This is a genomic window from Paenibacillus sp. CFBP 13594, from assembly GCF_014842675.1.
Taxonomy (GTDB): Bacteria; Bacillota; Bacilli; order Paenibacillales; family Paenibacillaceae; genus Paenibacillus; species Paenibacillus amylolyticus_B.
Window position 1 is genome coordinate 208,272 of record NZ_JACYVQ010000008.1, and the last position, 14,441, is coordinate 222,712.

14 protein-coding genes are annotated in these 14,441 nt (G+C 45.1%); 5 read left to right on the forward strand and 9 right to left on the reverse strand.

Going from position 1 to position 14,441, the window contains the following annotated elements; all coding sequences use genetic code 11:
• Positions 1–156 precede the first annotated feature (156 nt).
• The 3 genes from IFU39_RS24280 to IFU39_RS24295 all read right to left on the reverse strand — a co-directional run bounded on the left by IFU39_RS24280 (position 157) and on the right by IFU39_RS24295 (position 5,850).
• On the reverse strand, positions 157–3,750 hold the full coding sequence (locus tag IFU39_RS24280) for an S-layer homology domain-containing protein (RefSeq protein ID WP_192135354.1): 3,594 nt from the start codon (positions 3,748–3,750) through the stop codon (positions 157–159).
• A 504-nt stretch (positions 3,751–4,254) separates the two neighbouring features.
• A complete protein-coding gene (locus tag IFU39_RS24290) occupies positions 4,255–5,412 on the reverse strand; it encodes a glycerate kinase family protein (protein WP_192135356.1) in 1,158 nt (385 codons plus the stop codon).
• A 3-nt stretch (positions 5,413–5,415) separates the two neighbouring features.
• A complete protein-coding gene (locus tag IFU39_RS24295; protein WP_192135358.1) occupies positions 5,416–5,850 on the reverse strand; it encodes an Lrp/AsnC family transcriptional regulator in 435 nt (144 codons plus the stop codon).
• Between the two features lie 161 nt (positions 5,851–6,011).
• On the opposite strand from IFU39_RS24295, the gene IFU39_RS24300 reads away from it, so the two are divergent.
• On the forward strand, positions 6,012–6,479 hold the full coding sequence (locus IFU39_RS24300; protein WP_192135360.1) for a VOC family protein: 468 nt from the start codon (positions 6,012–6,014) through the stop codon (positions 6,477–6,479).
• 89 nt (positions 6,480–6,568) lie between these two features.
• Here the strand turns inward: IFU39_RS24300 and IFU39_RS24305 are convergent, their stop codons facing one another.
• Positions 6,569–7,123, reverse strand: a complete 555-nt coding sequence (locus IFU39_RS24305) for a hypothetical protein (protein WP_036671746.1) — start codon at positions 7,121–7,123, stop codon at positions 6,569–6,571.
• A 96-nt stretch (positions 7,124–7,219) separates the two neighbouring features.
• On the opposite strand from IFU39_RS24305, the gene IFU39_RS24310 reads away from it, so the two are divergent.
• Entirely contained in the window at positions 7,220–8,137 is a 918-nt protein-coding gene (locus tag IFU39_RS24310; protein WP_076213755.1) for a phosphatidate cytidylyltransferase, read from the forward strand.
• A gap of 107 nt (positions 8,138–8,244) precedes the next feature.
• Here the strand turns inward: IFU39_RS24310 and IFU39_RS24315 are convergent, their stop codons facing one another.
• Both IFU39_RS24315 and IFU39_RS24320 read right to left on the reverse strand, forming a co-directional pair.
• Positions 8,245–8,820 (reverse strand): hypothetical protein, encoded by a 576-nt coding sequence (locus tag IFU39_RS24315; RefSeq protein ID WP_091012382.1) that lies wholly within the window; start codon positions 8,818–8,820, stop codon positions 8,245–8,247.
• Positions 8,821–9,189: 369 nt separating this feature from the next.
• Positions 9,190–9,567, reverse strand: a complete 378-nt coding sequence (locus IFU39_RS24320; protein WP_179198387.1) for a LysM peptidoglycan-binding domain-containing protein — start codon at positions 9,565–9,567, stop codon at positions 9,190–9,192.
• Positions 9,568–9,871: 304 nt separating this feature from the next.
• Here IFU39_RS24320 and IFU39_RS24325 point away from each other — a divergent pair, with 304 nt between their 5' ends.
• From IFU39_RS24325 to IFU39_RS24335, 3 genes are all read left to right on the forward strand, one after another.
• Positions 9,872–10,924 (forward strand): bifunctional transcriptional activator/DNA repair enzyme AdaA, encoded by a 1,053-nt coding sequence (locus IFU39_RS24325; RefSeq protein WP_091012379.1) that lies wholly within the window; start codon positions 9,872–9,874, stop codon positions 10,922–10,924.
• 77 nt (positions 10,925–11,001) lie between these two features.
• Positions 11,002–11,775: an isocitrate lyase/PEP mutase family protein gene (locus IFU39_RS24330; protein ID WP_091012377.1), complete on the forward strand. Its 774-nt coding sequence runs from the start codon at positions 11,002–11,004 to the stop codon at positions 11,773–11,775.
• 50 nt (positions 11,776–11,825) lie between these two features.
• Entirely contained in the window at positions 11,826–12,344 is a 519-nt protein-coding gene (locus tag IFU39_RS24335; RefSeq protein WP_192135362.1) for a hypothetical protein, read from the forward strand.
• Between the two features lie 119 nt (positions 12,345–12,463).
• Here the strand turns inward: IFU39_RS24335 and IFU39_RS24340 are convergent, their stop codons facing one another.
• From IFU39_RS24340 to IFU39_RS24350, 3 genes are read right to left on the reverse strand one after another with little or no spacing between them, the layout of a single operon-like run.
• Positions 12,464–13,162 carry a hypothetical protein gene (locus IFU39_RS24340; RefSeq protein ID WP_192135364.1) on the reverse strand — a complete coding sequence of 233 codons (699 nt, stop codon included), beginning with the start codon at positions 13,160–13,162 and terminating at the stop codon, positions 12,464–12,466.
• Entirely contained in the window at positions 13,159–14,034 is an 876-nt protein-coding gene (locus IFU39_RS24345) for an ATP-binding cassette domain-containing protein (RefSeq protein WP_192135366.1), read from the reverse strand. The genes IFU39_RS24340 and IFU39_RS24345 overlap by 4 nt, the downstream gene beginning before the upstream one ends.
• A complete protein-coding gene (locus IFU39_RS24350) occupies positions 14,031–14,411 on the reverse strand; it encodes a GntR family transcriptional regulator (protein ID WP_036611682.1) in 381 nt (126 codons plus the stop codon). Before IFU39_RS24350 ends, IFU39_RS24345 begins: the two co-directional genes overlap by 4 nt.
• Between the last annotated feature and the right edge of the window lie 30 nt (positions 14,412–14,441).

Sequence of the window (14,441 nt, forward strand, 5' to 3'; positions counted from 1 at the left end):
CTAAAGCGCAAAAAGGAGCTGTTCCTAGCCAATGTATGGCTTTTGGAACAGCTCTTTTTTTATTCTATCTATTGTATTGTCATATCCTATCCGTTTTTAGGGGTTCTCTTTTCCATATACTACTGCATTAATGACCCCTTTTTTCTTTTTAAAATATTACTTTTGCGCTGCAGCTTCGATATCTGCATATGCCCAGTGGGATGAAGGTACATCACTGAACGTTGGCGTAACTGCGCCAGTTAGGGGTGTGCGGTTGAACAATACATTCAACACTTTCACGGCTTCCGCACGTGTCAGCTTGCTATCCGGTTTGAATGTACCATCGTTGTATCCAGCCATCAGGCCAGCGGATTGCACGTATGCAATCGCCTCTGCTGCCCACAGGTCTGCGGATACGTCTTTGAAGGACACTGCTGTATCATTCACGGTTGTATCACTCGCTTGTTGCTGCATCCAGCGATACGCAATCGTTGCCATCTGTGCACGGGTGATCGAACCTTCCGGTGCAAATTGGGTGTTGCTCATGCCGTTCATGATGCCAGCGGATTTCGCTTTTTGAATCTCACTTGTTGCCCAGTGTGTTGCAGATACATCCTTGTAGCTCACGCTATTCACGGAACCTGCTGCCGCTTCAGTTGGAAGATTGCGAGCTAGCATGGCTGCCATCTGTGCACGTGTTACGAATGCATCCGGGCGGAAATCCGCACCAAATCCTTGGATGTACGGTTGATGTGTACTTTGTGAAGCTTTCAGTCCATCCACAACAACGAGGGTGAACGTACTGAATTTTGTTACGGTAAATTCGATGCCTTCGCTATTATCCGCGAGTTGCACCAATTTGCCTTGAATCAATTCTTTTGTGCCGTCACTGTGTTCGATATAGATCGCCAAGTTGTCCAATGCTTGCTGACGAGCAGCCGGATCGGTTGGCAGACTGTCACGCAGTGGCAACGTGAGTGTCACTTCGCGGCTCTGCATATTCGTGTCGATCTCTACCGGACGAGCCAATACACGAACATTCGTATTCGGAGCAACTTGTTGAATCAATTGCTCTTTCTTCGCACGTTCTTCGACTTCTTTGCGCTCCGATTCCTTTTTCAGTGGAACGACGCGGAAGTACAAGTCTTGATCGAATCCAGTGATGGAATTCGTCGGAACGGAGATCACTACATTTTCAGTGGAGATTTCAAGTTTCAGTGAACCATCATTCAGTTCTTTCACCGCTGCCTTAGGCAGTTCAATACGTGTCTCGGACACGGAATCTTTGGTGTCTGGGATGACAATGCGTGCGGTGTTCATGTTCAATTGCTTCGCTTTTTCTACCGATTCCTTGGCAATGGCTTCGGTCATTTTCACCAGATCTTTGATCGTGCCGTTGGTTTCGGTTGTACGTGTGATTGGTGTTTTGGTCAGGTTGGTGCCGTTTGTTCCATTAACGTCAACCACGATCTGCTCTTGTTTCGTTGTTGGAGCAGGTGTAGAGGTTACTGGTGTAGTTGTGGACGAACCTCCACCTGTGCTACCACCCGGGTTAGGCGTTGGAGTATTGCCATTATCTGTGCTGCTATCACCATTCTGTGTAAAGACAAACTTCACGGCGCGGCCTGGCAGTTCATCGCTGATTGCTTTGTAACGAACCCATACCGTTTTGTTGCCGCTAAGGTCCATTTTTTGAATGAAGGCAACATCAATCCAGTGCAGCTTATTGTCAAAAGAAATCTCCATCGTGCTGTCCAAGCCCGTTAGGGTGTTATTGATGTCATTCCCCTTCACATTAGGAGCCGTAAAGAATCGGTTAAATACATATTGCAGATTCCCAACATCCTCATAGCTGTCTTGTTCATTTAGGACCCATTCAGCCAATTCCTTCTGGCCTTCAGGACTAAGTTCTGCTCTTTTGGATAAATCAAGAGCGCCTCTAAGATTAAATTTGTACTTGCTGAAGAACGCTTCACCTTTAATCTGATCTTTCATTGCTTTATCAAGCCATTCATCCATTCGCGGTATAGAGGTAGCTTGCTCAAATGAATCGATAGGCATAGAGAGGAGATTCAGAACAATATCAGGCTCAACAATATCACCTTTAGACACTCCTTCCAACCTTTCGAATGCAACTAGATGCAAGTAATTGAATGCCAGTACACCTTTATCTACTTTGCTACGTTCCAAATGTTGTTGTCCAATGCTACGTAACACATATGTCTGTTGGTCATTAAAGTGATTAGGTCCATTTACTAATTGCTGAGCGAGCAGATCTAGTTTATTCCTAAGAACACTGAGTTCCCTCTGCTCCCAAACAGATTGTGACAATACACCAAGTTCAATCATATATTGGACCTGTTCTTTGTTTTTGTAATCTTTATTTACATATTCAATCAGGAATCCCGCAATGAAATCTCTAACCTGCAAAGACAAGGCACCGTATCCATTGGGTAAAGTAATACCCAGATCCGGATCTTCCATAGCCATTCGCATAGCCGCTATATTACTGTTGCTCTTTGCAGTATTTAAGACACTCAATGGATCGCTTTCGTTATCATCCGGGAAAAATTTATTAAATGCAGTCTGAATTTCTTCAAAACTTGCATATCCACCAAGGGGTCTCTCACTAAGCATACGGTCTGCCAATTGTTCTTGCTCTTCGGAGGTAAGATCCTCCCATTTACTAATGTTTATAGGGAAGCTTCCAAGTGGATTTTCCACATCATCTTCGGAATTGTATGACTCGATCCCCTCTTGAATGGATGACATCCTTTCCATCATTACCAACATGTCTTCTGACGTCTCTACCTTGTTTATAAAAGGAGTACGATCCCAAGCCTGCTCCGTATAATCCAGTATATCTAAAATATCAGGATTTTTTCTGAATTTATGCTCATAATAAAATGCGGTCATACGCTTTTCTACCTCGGATGAATCGAAATAAAAGTTAATCCATTTATAATAATCACTATTTTCTTCCATATCATTGAAATTTTGTTTTCTTTCAGCTTTTTTATTATAAAATTCATCGAGTATTTTTCTGGAGTCTGATCCCCCGATTTTGCGAGGAAGTTCAAGTGCTTGCAGAGCCAATTGCACCATATATTGAACTTGCTCCTTATCCTCATACCCTTCACTAGTCGGTGGATCTATACGCAATAAATATTCTATGATGTCCTCCTGATCCTCCTCAGACAACAATTTGAAATCAGGATCGGCTATGAAATTTTTATTGCCAAGTAACTCAATTAGTTCAGGTTTGAGATCTATCTGTGAATTCTGATCCTTCGTTTGTATAATATCGTTGAATTGCTCCAACGGGCTCAGCTGTGTGCTTGGGTTGAACGATTTCATCTGATAGGCGGCTTCTAAATCATATCGATCCACAACCATCACATTATAATAGAGCGTCTGGCTGGTATCTAAACCTAGAATTTTTTTGGAGAACGTACCGTCTTGAGATGCTGAACCCAACACCCAATCCTCATCTCCATACTCTAGATTGTCCCTGATCTCTGTCATGTTATTCAGATTAGAAGTATTGGAAACGAAGACTTGGTATTTTAGCTCATAAGTTGCAGTGGAATCAGAGTCAGCATTGCTCCAACGCACCTCTATGTTATTATCATCAGTAAGCTTGACTGTGATTTTCCCATCATTTCCTGGTACAGGATATGAGCCACCTGCACTAACCTTCCCTGCTGGTGCCAACCACGGAGCTATTAACACCATAATGAGCACCAAACTAATTATTCTCCTATAATTCATGTACTTGATCCTCCCTATCTCATGTTTTTTACATATAAATTCAATCCATCTGATACGTAAGGCCTATTGTAGTGCACTGCGATAAACAGAATCTAAACAAAAAGAGCAAATAAAAGGAAAAAGATCCATCCTGTAGTACAAAAACAGGATAGATCTCAATTTTTTTCGCCAAAATTCATCATTTTATTTTAAAAAAAGTATTCTTTGGGACCTATATAACTCCGGCTCTTAAATCAAGGTGTACCCGCCATCCACATACAATGTGCTGCCCGTCGTGAACATATTGGCCATCAGATACGTAACTGTATGTGCAATTTCTTCATTGTGCCATCAAGGGTAAAAATAACGCGAACGAAGCGACTTGAACGACAACTATACAATGGAACTTCACAGCAAAAAAGACGAGAGACAGATCACCTGATATCAGGCATATCCGTATCCCGTCTTTGTCACATCACATTCCAATCCGCAATCCGACCCTATACGATCCAGATGGTCACTGACCTAAGAAAGTAACCCCAACTTCAGTACTCTTGCAATATTCTCGGCGGTACGTTCCACATTCTCCGGGCCTTCTCGCAATAGTCGATCCAGATCTGCTGCCCCAGGCACAATACCAAATATGGCATCGATGCCTTCCGCGTAGAGGGTGTCGATCCCTTCGCCCACATAGCCTGCAAGGGCAATCACGGGTTTACCCGCTTCCTTGGCTGCCCGAGCAACACCATAGGGGGTCTTGCCAAATTTCGTTTGGAAGTCGATACCGCCTTCGCCCGTAAATACCACATCCGCAGCAATCAACTTTTCACGCAACTCAGTATATTCAATGACAATCTCAATCCCTTTACGTAATACAGCCTGTGTAAAAATCAAGAGTCCTGCGCCCAATCCACCAGCCGCTCCCGCTCCTTGTACATCTCGGATATCTTTGTGTAGCTGCTGTTTCACCACATCTGCATAATGGGACAGATTCACATCCAGCTGTTCAACCATCTCTGGAGTTGCCCCTTTTTGTGGTCCAAACACCCTTGATGCGCCATGCTCCCCACATAGGGGATTGGTCACATCACAGGCCACAATGAACTCCACTTCCTGCAAACGCTCATCCAGACCGGATACATCAATCTGAGCCAGTTGATCCAGAGCCCCGCCACCACGCGCAAGCGGCTGACCCTGTGCATTCAGAAACTTCGCACCAAGTGCTTCAGCCATGCCAGCCCCACCATCGTTGGTCGCGCTACCACCAATGCCAATGATGATCTTGCGTATGCCAAGGTCTAGACATGCGCGAATCAACTCGCCTGTTCCATAGGTTGTCGTCCGGAGCGGGTCCCGGGTGTCCTTGGTAACCAAGTGGATGCCACTGGCCGATGCCATCTCGATGGCCGCCATTGTTCCGCCACCCAGAATGCCATACTGCGCAGTGACTGTCTGGCCCAATGGTCCGCTCACCTCGTGCTGGTGAAGGACACCGCCGGAAGCGTCCACAAGGGACTGCACCGTACCTTCCCCACCATCTGCCATAGGTACATGAATATAACCTGCCGTCGGGTATATTTTACGCAACCCTTTTTCCATCGCGATACATACTTCTTTCGCTGTCATGCTTTCTTTGAACGAATCCGGTGCCAGAACAAATGTCTTCTCTCTAGTCTCTCTCATATCCTAAAGGAGAACACGGTTTTCCATAATATTTTTCATGCTGATATGGGATTTGGAGGGTCCCAGCTTCACCAGTGAATCCTGAAATCCGGCAAGTTCTTCAATGGACGCCGTCTGTACCTTGATCAGATAGTTATACTCACCGCTAATCCGATAGACATCCGTGACTTCGATAGCCTGTTCACAGAACTGGACCAACTCGTCGCAATGCTCTGTTTTGAGCAAAATAAACGCCGTGGTTCCACGGTTTAATTGGGCTAAATTATAGATGGTTGAATATCCTGTTATCACACCTCTCTCCTCCAGTTTCAGGATTCTTTCCTTAACCGAAGGTTGGGACATGTTAATTTCTTTGCTTATCTGTGCAACGGGGATACGTGCATGATGTTGCAGCAAGCGCATAATCTGCTGATCGATTTCATCTATCATGTGTTCCATTTGTAAGACCTCCGAATCGTTGGCTTATTTAATAAGGTTTTCCTGATAAATTAGCTAAAAATAGTTGGATTTCATCTCATTATATCCTTTGATATTGTATGGTTCCAATGCGATATCAACCCTATACTTTAGAATACAATCTGAAGAAGGAGCGATGTAATGTGAGTGTTATTGGACTTGCACATGTAGCCATTCAGGCTCGTAATTACGAAGATACTCTGGCGTTTTATACAAAAGTATTGGGATTCAATGTAGGTCACTCCTGGAGCTTGCCTTCCTTCCACATTACCGAGGCATGTATGCTGATCTCTCCGGATCAGCGTACCTGTATTGAGGTATTTGATCCAAAAGCAGTCATTCCCGCCGAGGGTGAACCTGCCACCTCTCCCGAAGCGGTCCGGCACGGCGCACTGTTACATTTCGCCTTTTACGTGCATGATGTAGAAGATATCTATGAGCGAGCGCTCGCCCATGGAGCCAAGTCCTATGTTGAACCGGATTGGATATCGCTTGGCGAACCTGCACTTCAGGTTAGAAATGCGCTTGTTCACAGCCCCAATGGTGAAGTGATCGAATTCCTTGAAGAGATTAATTTCGACAGATCCTCATCCTCACCATCATCCATATGAAGTACACAAACAGCCTGTTGCCTCGTCATCCGTGGCAGCAGGCTATTTCATGGTTGAGTTTCCTTGGAGCATCAGCATACGCACCTACCCTACTCCTGCTCTGTATTCCCCAGTGTATACTCGCTCAATTTCCCTTCATAGACCAGTTGCAATCGTTCACTCTGACGAAAATCATCCGGTGTCACCAGCGCAGGCAGCTTGTTCCACAGCTTGATGCCTGAACGCTGTAGAATCTCGGCTACAAATTGGGAGCAGAAGTAGGAGTTGCTGAACTCCACCGGCTCCTTGAGCGTAATACCAATCACGCCGAGCAGATTGTACATATATTTCTGGCGGCTGCGGATGAAGATGTGCAGCACGCGTTTCATCTTTTCCACTTCACGATCCGTCACCTGAAGCTTGTATATGACACATGTGGTATTGGGATACTTGCTGTATGTACCGGTCTGAATATTTTCCTTCACAAACCCGCCATTCAGCGGATTACTCGGATGCTTGCGGCCGAAGCTGTACAGCTCGGTTAACTCCCGGTCAAATGAGATCGATGCGTGATTATATGGCGCTCGGGTATAGCTCTGAATAACCTTGGTAAACAGCGTTCCTGTATTCGTAAGCAGGATATAGATGGAGCGTTCATCTGTCATAGCAAAATTTCCCCTTATCAAGTTGGCACTATTCCTTCATAATAACATAGGTACCCTATAATGGAATCTTACTTTGAATAAGCAGGTGATCGGTACGTGAGCAGTTCACTCTTTACACTAACGTTAATCTTCACAGCTTTACTTGTGATACATATCGTGTACAAAATTATTGCAAAGCTTCAGCCAAGCAAAGACTATTCAGGCATCGGCCAAAAAATCAAAACCTGGTGGGGTATGTTTGTGATCTTCTGCCTCGCCACCCTTTTTAACCCCATCGTGTCCCTCATCTCCCTCATGGTGCTTGCATTCTTCTCACTCAAAGAATACTTCTCCATGATTCGCAGTACACGCAAAGCCGACCGCAGGTTGTTCCTGTGGGCGTATCTGGCGATTCCGGTTCAGTTCTACTGGATCTATATTGGATGGTATGGCATGTTTATCGTGTTTATTCCCCTATATGTGTTCCTGGTGTTGCCCTTGCCACGTCTGATTAACAAAGGTACAGTCGGTTTCCTGCGCAGTGTCAGCTCCACACAATGGGGACTAATGCTGATGGTGTTTGGACTGAGCCACCTGGCCTATTTCCCGTTCGCCACACCGGAGTACGGGTCCAAGCTGGTGTTGTTCTTGGTCGTGTTAACACAGCTTAATGATGTGGTGCACTATCTGGTCTCTCTCTATCTGGGCAAACGAAAAGTGGTGCCTACCGCCAATCCTTTTGTCACCTGGGAAGGGTTCGCATGTGCGTTCATTGTAACGACAGCAACGTCTTATTTTATCCATCCCTACCTGACGCCATTTGATTGGAAATTCTCGCTGTTCATCGGGGTGTTGATCAGTCTGGCCGGATTCTTCGGCAGTCTGACGGTGTCTGTACTGAAGCGCGATCTGTTAATCGGGGATGACAACAAGTTTGATTCGCTCAAAAAAAGCTACCTGAGCCGGGTCGACAGCCTGACCTATACCTCTCCGGTTATGTTTCACGTGGTCCGTTATTTCTTTGACTTTATGTAGCAACAGATAGATCGGCGATCTTGTAATTAAGTATGTCAAAAAAAGCAGCCACTTAGGCTGCTTTTCCTGTTCAACAGGCCCTAGACGGAGCCTTCATAATGTGCCTGCTACTTCAACGTAATTTCTTTTTCGGACATGATTTCGTTCCCCTCATCATTTGTGAAGACAAATGTGGCCTTGCCCCGCTCGCCCTTCATCTCATCCGAGTAGATAAAGCCGGAGAATTGTCCATTGCCGCTAAAGTAAAACCCCTCTTCACCATTCCCACCATGTTCAATGGCTTCCTGTAGTGAATTCACAATCGTCACCGTGTTAGACGTCCATCGCATCTCCGTTAGTGCATAACCCTTCGGAACCTGTTTAATTCCAAAATCAAAACTGTTACCCTCGCTCGGTTTCTCCGACTGGTCAATAACGATATCAATCTGCTCAGACGGTTCAGTGGATTCCGATTGAGCCGTAGGCTTGCCCTCATCACCACTGGCACTGCCTTGGCTATTGTTATTCTTCGCATCCGCATTCGGAACAGAGTTTTCTCCGGCTTCCTCTACAGGTTGCTTCGATTGCGGATAGGCATGTTCCTGAACAGATTCATTATTATTCTTAGCGCCACAGGCACTGACGAATAGCGAAATACAGAGCACAGACATGCAAAGTGCAGATTTCTTTATATTTATTTTCATCATCTAGTTCTCCCTTCATCCATCTACAGCACATATATCTATATCAGTTGAACTAATCATTTACACGATAACGGAGAGGACAGAAAAAACCTGAAAAAGCGAAGCGGTCGCCTTTATCCCCGGATTTTCCCTTTAAGAAAGGGGAATCAAAAAATCTGGGGATAACAGCGATTGGAAGGTTATTCTGTCATCGTAGTGTCAGTGTAAATATTCTTTAGTTCAACTTATATAGCACACCACTTACTAATCACTACACCATATCGTCCCACATGAAGCTCCATTATATGTAAATGATTAATAAATTCAATATGTAACTGCACCTCGATGAGTAAAAAAGAACTCTATTCATGACGTCATGCACCGTCTATTTTATCGATCAAACCCAGGCAAGACCAACACTTGTCCAATCTGAATGGCGTTATGCTCAATCTTGTTCACTTTCTTGATAGCTTCTACATACACACGAGTGTCCATCTGCTGAGGTTTATGTGCCAATGAAATGCCCCACAGTGTATCTCCCTGAGATACAACGATCTGGTCCCCCGATAATAATTGCTCATCCCCGGCAAATGCAGTGAATACAGCACTACACCCTATGATTATAATTAGAGTTATAGTGACGATCTTCATTAGCCAGGTTGGCGTCTTCACACGCTGCATGAATTGATCTTTAACATACACGGTGGGAGACTCGGACGTTTTGGTATAAACGGATTCATAAATACTTTTGTACGTAGAATATCTCATTCTAGTCGACCTCCAGACTTTCATTCCGCTAATCTTTAATTTCATGTTTACCTATGTATTTTTCCTATAACAATGAATGATCAATAATTAACTCTTTCACTATATAGGTATCTTTGCCTAAGTGTCCCTAGCCTGATAGGTCTATACTACCAGTTCACTCTAAACAAATTCTGAACAACCTAATTTCAATGTTATATCCGATTTAATCTATCCAATATTCATGCCTGATTTTCGGCGATGCTTGCTGCAACGTTTTTCTATAATAGGTATAGACAAAGATTCTAATGAGTAAGGACGTGCCCCCATGATTTCTGCTGATCTAAAGGAACAATATTACGAGGCGCTTGTGGCCAAGGATTCGGAATACGAGGGTTTATTCTATGTTGGAGTCCGAACCACGGGTGTGTTCTGTCGTCCCACATGTCCTGCGCGAAAGCCAAAATTTGAAAACTGCGAATTCTATGAGACGGCTCAGCAGGCACTTCTGGCCTCTTATCGCCCTTGCCAGCGCTGTCGCCCGCTCTCTCACCCTAACCAAGTATCCGATGTCGTTCGCATATTAGTGGAAGCTGTGGAGAAAAATCCGGAGAAACGCTGGAAAGGACAGGATTTCAAGGCCCTCTCCATCGACGAATCCACTGCTCGCCGTCAGTTTAAGAAGCGGTTCGGCATGACCTTTGTTGAATATGCTCGCGCTCGCCGCATGGGACTTGCCCTGAAAAATATTCGCTCCGGCCGCACCGTGATTGATAGCCAATTATCTACCGGATATGAATCAAGCAGCGGCTTCCGCGATGCCTTTTCACGGATCATGGGAGCCGCCCCTACACAAGTCGATGAAGGACATATCCTGAAAGCGTCCTGGATTGACACCCGCCTCGGCCCGATGATGGCCATTGCTGATGAGGAGTCGCTATATTTACTGGAATTTGTAGACCGCAGAGGTCTGGAACGCGAAGTTGAGCGTCTGCGTAAACGAACCAAATCAGCGATTGTGCCCGGCACTACAGCTCCCATCCAGTCCATTGAGCGTGAACTAAACGAGTACTTTCAAGGTATTCGGACAGCATTCGACACACCGTTGTTCTGTTTAGGAACACTATTCCAAAAACTTGTGTGGGAACAGCTGATGGCCATTCCGGCTGGTGAAACGAGGTCATATCAAGAGATAGCAAATGCACTGGGAAAACCGACTGCGTGCCGAGCTGTAGCACAGGCAAATGGGGCCAATCAGCTTGCGATTGTGATTCCATGTCACCGTGTAATCAATGCCAGTGGTGAGCTGGGCGGATACGGCGGAGGATTAACTCGCAAAAACTGGCTGTTGACTCACGAGAAACAAAAAAAGGGTAGCTAAAAAACAGAATGAAGTAATGAAGTACGCATCAAATATCCAAAGAAATGCATGATATAACAAAGGAGAGTCAACATAATATGAGTAACTTAGAAGAAAAAGCAGCGTTGTTCCAACAATACCATGTGAAAGGAAAACCACTTGTTCTGGTCAATGTGTGGGATGCCGGAAGTGCGCAAGCCATTCAATCCGCTGGAGCAACGGCCATTGCTACCGGAAGCTGGTCCGTTGCTGCGGCCCACGGTGAACGCGATGGTGAAGCCATGCCATTCCATCTGGTGCTTGCCAATCTTGCACGGATTACAGCAAGCGTGGATCTGCCTGTAACGATCGATATAGAGGGAGGGTATGGGAGGTCTGTGTCAGAAGTGAAGCAAAATATCCTGCAAGTCATCGATCATGGTGCTGTAGGAATCAACATGGAAGATCAACTTCCCGCTGGCTTGGGATTGTACACTGTGGAGGAGCAATGCCCGAGATTGTCCGCCGCCCGGGAATCTGCGGAGCAGGCAGGCATCCCGTTGTTCATTAACGCCCGCACAGATATTTTCCTGCAACATGCACCTGAACACCATAACCACTCTCTCCTGGAGGAAGCACTTATACGTTCGAGCCATTATGCAGATGCAGGAGCCAGTGGTCTGTTTGTACCCGGTTTGCAGGATCACCAACTGATTCAGGAATTGTGTGAGCGTTCACCGCTGCCAATTAACGTCATGGTTACGTCTCCTGAGCCTTCACCAAAACAGCTTGCCACACTGGGTGTAGCACGTGTAAGCTATGGGCCATATCCCTATCTGCAAGTTATGGAACACCTGAAAGAACTGGGGAGAAACATTTTATCGGGAAATTAACAGGAGGGCATGTTATAATCACCTCTATTGAACATTTACAGGAGGCAATTATGCTTAACGTGGAACAAAAGCTTGAAGTGCTACAATCGTATCCCCAACTACAACGCAAAGATGTTTCTCTCGGTCGTGTTAATTTCCACTACGAGGATAGTGCGTATGATAAAAAGATTGTTGCTCTCCATATTCATCCTAACGGTAACGGTTATATCTATGCAGGACTACTAACTAACTATGAGACCGATGCTAAAGGATTCGTCAATATTCGTGATTACTCCGAAACAGATCTGCGCACATTGTTAGATGAAACGATCCAAGCGATGTCTCACAATCCCAACGCAGTTGAATTTAAAGAACCAGAACAAGTAAAAGCTGCTGCTCCTGCATTGTCTACAACCTCTACGAATGGCGGAACGTGGATCGATGAAGATGGACATACACTGACTTTAAAATACGAAGATGACATGTGGTATGTGTATTCCGGTGATAATCTGGATATGGCATTTGAAACGCGTAGCGAAGCTGGCGAGTATCTCAAAGACGAAGGATTCAAACCGCAGGCTCAGGCTTAGCGCATACAGATTCATTTTGGATTGCAGAAAAAACACGAGGCGTGTTCGCACTCGTGTTTTTTGTATTACAGGAAGTTTCGCTTAGATTCCTTGCCCAGTTCCTTTATAACTGTTTCCTGTCAGTCTTTTTTGGATTTCATGGTAAGCGGTGCATTCTTCATCATCGGGTACGTAGACAGAAGTAGCGCACCGCCAATGCATCCCAGAACGGTGAACAATGTCATGCGATTGATCCTAGCAATCCACAACATAAACTCTCCAAGATCGCCCAATGTAATGATCAGCGTAAAGACCAAACCAACCCCAAAGAACATAATGAAGAAGTTACGCATCCCCAAGCGCATCCAACAAACCGTTGGGAAGACTGAGATTCCCAGTACGAGAAAGCCGCACATCAGATCGATCCACAGATAGGATAAGAAATGATATTCGCTTGAATACAACATGCCCGGTTGATAAAGGGTTACGCCAACAATTCCTTTTTCCTGAAGCAGGTGTATGAGGAAATACGCCATATGCAGAATGACCATGGTGCCTGCAACCATCCATACCGAGTTCATATAGAAAGATTTCATGAATTGAATTCGTGTACTGCCCATACCGATCGCAACCGGAAACAGTGTAATAATTCCCCCGATTGCAAATGTACATATCCCTCCGTACATTGGACCAAACAGTTGCGTAGCATACGAGACATCAAATATGAAGCCAATGGCCAGATATACAACGGCGAGCATTAGAGCGATGGATGAAAATATGCCCAGATACAAACGCATATCATCGCGAATCAGTCGGTTCGTACCTTTTACTGCGTTCATGGTTTAACCCCCTCTTGATTACGGGTCCTGTTAACCAAATAATCTTGTAATGTCGCTTTCTCAATGGAAAGCCCCTGTGAATGAGCGATATCCTTCCATATTTTCGAGTAGGGCTCATCAATCATCACTTTCACAGTCGATCCCATCTGGGAAGACTCTATAACTTTAACACCTGTTGTAACTCGGTTAATATCATCAATTCCCCCTGTTAGAAGAACTCCTTTTTCGCGCATCTCTTCCATCGATTGATTTAACAACACCTCTCCGGCTTGCAAAACGATAAGGGACTCACATAAAGGCTGAATCTCCTCAATATGATGGCTGGATATCAGAATCAGACGCGGGTTATCTTCATAACTTTCCAGTAGCGCGTTGTAGAAAAATTTACGCTTCTCAGCATCAAGCCCATTGGTGGGTTCATCCAGAATGGTTATCTTTGCATTACTGGCAAGACCTAATATAATCTGGGTGGCAGTCTTCATACCCTTCGAAAATTTAATGATTTTCTTCTTCTCCGGTAGTTCGAACACATTGATTAAACGTTCCGCCAAATCCTGATTCCACTGCGGATGAAAATATTGCCCCATTTGAACCATGTCACTAACCGTCCAGTTTTTCCCCAGGGGATGATTCTCCTGGATGTAGCACAGATGCTCTTGGGCAGCCAGATTATTATAGGGGTCTTGACCCATGATCTGAACGGTTCCACTGTCCGGGCGGTTATGCCCTGCCAGTAAACTCATCATGGTTGTTTTGCCCGCTCCATTCCTTCCCCAGATTGCACTAATGATTGGCTCACTCTCATGTAGCGTAACCTGGTTCAGAACGGGCGTCTTCTGGTAGCTGTAGTTGACCTGCTCCATATGAATCATAACTCACTCTCCTTATCCTTCTTGCCGCGAATCAGATCAATAATCATGTCTTCATTCATGTGAATCCGTCTGGCTTCTTCAAGTAAAGGCTTGATGTATTCTTCATAAAAATCTTGCTTCCGTTCAACGAGCAATGCTTCTCTTGCTCCCTTTGCAACAAACATTCCAACACCTCGCTGTTTGTATATAATCCCCTTGTCCACGAGTTCCTGCAGTCCTTTGCGGGCTGTAGCCGGATTGATATTGTAGAAGCGTGACAGTTCATTGGTTGAGGGAACCTGTTCTTCCACCTTCAATCTGCCTTCCACAATATCGTCCATAATCATCGTAGCAATCTGATGAAAAATAGGCTGAGATTCATCCAAAGTCGATTTCATGTGCCTCCAACTTTCATACGTATTCATTAG

What these genes read in the sequence shown, in the direction of transcription:
- IFU39_RS24325 (WP_091012379.1), top strand. Translation starts at nt 9,872, where the DNA reads ATGATTTCTGCTGATCTAAAGGAACAATATTACGAGGCGCTTGTGGCC.
- IFU39_RS24335 (WP_192135362.1), top strand. Translation starts at nt 11,826, where the DNA reads ATGCTTAACGTGGAACAAAAGCTTGAAGTGCTACAATCGTATCCCCAA.
- IFU39_RS24315 (WP_091012382.1), bottom strand. Translation starts at nt 8,820, where the DNA reads ATGAAAATAAATATAAAGAAATCTGCACTTTGCATGTCTGTGCTCTGT.
- IFU39_RS24290 (WP_192135356.1), bottom strand. Translation starts at nt 5,412, where the DNA reads ATGAGAGAGACTAGAGAGAAGACATTTGTTCTGGCACCGGATTCGTTC.
- IFU39_RS24305 (WP_036671746.1), bottom strand. Translation starts at nt 7,123, where the DNA reads ATGACAGATGAACGCTCCATCTATATCCTGCTTACGAATACAGGAACG.
- IFU39_RS24295 (WP_192135358.1), bottom strand. Translation starts at nt 5,850, where the DNA reads ATGGAACACATGATAGATGAAATCGATCAGCAGATTATGCGCTTGCTG.
- IFU39_RS24330 (WP_091012377.1), top strand. Translation starts at nt 11,002, where the DNA reads ATGAGTAACTTAGAAGAAAAAGCAGCGTTGTTCCAACAATACCATGTG.
- IFU39_RS24280 (WP_192135354.1), bottom strand. Translation starts at nt 3,750, where the DNA reads ATGAATTATAGGAGAATAATTAGTTTGGTGCTCATTATGGTGTTAATA.
- IFU39_RS24340 (WP_192135364.1), bottom strand. Translation starts at nt 13,162, where the DNA reads ATGAACGCAGTAAAAGGTACGAACCGACTGATTCGCGATGATATGCGT.
- IFU39_RS24350 (WP_036611682.1), bottom strand. Translation starts at nt 14,411, where the DNA reads ATGAAATCGACTTTGGATGAATCTCAGCCTATTTTTCATCAGATTGCT.
- IFU39_RS24320 (WP_179198387.1), bottom strand. Translation starts at nt 9,567, where the DNA reads ATGAGATATTCTACGTACAAAAGTATTTATGAATCCGTTTATACCAAA.
- IFU39_RS24345 (WP_192135366.1), bottom strand. Translation starts at nt 14,034, where the DNA reads ATGATTCATATGGAGCAGGTCAACTACAGCTACCAGAAGACGCCCGTT.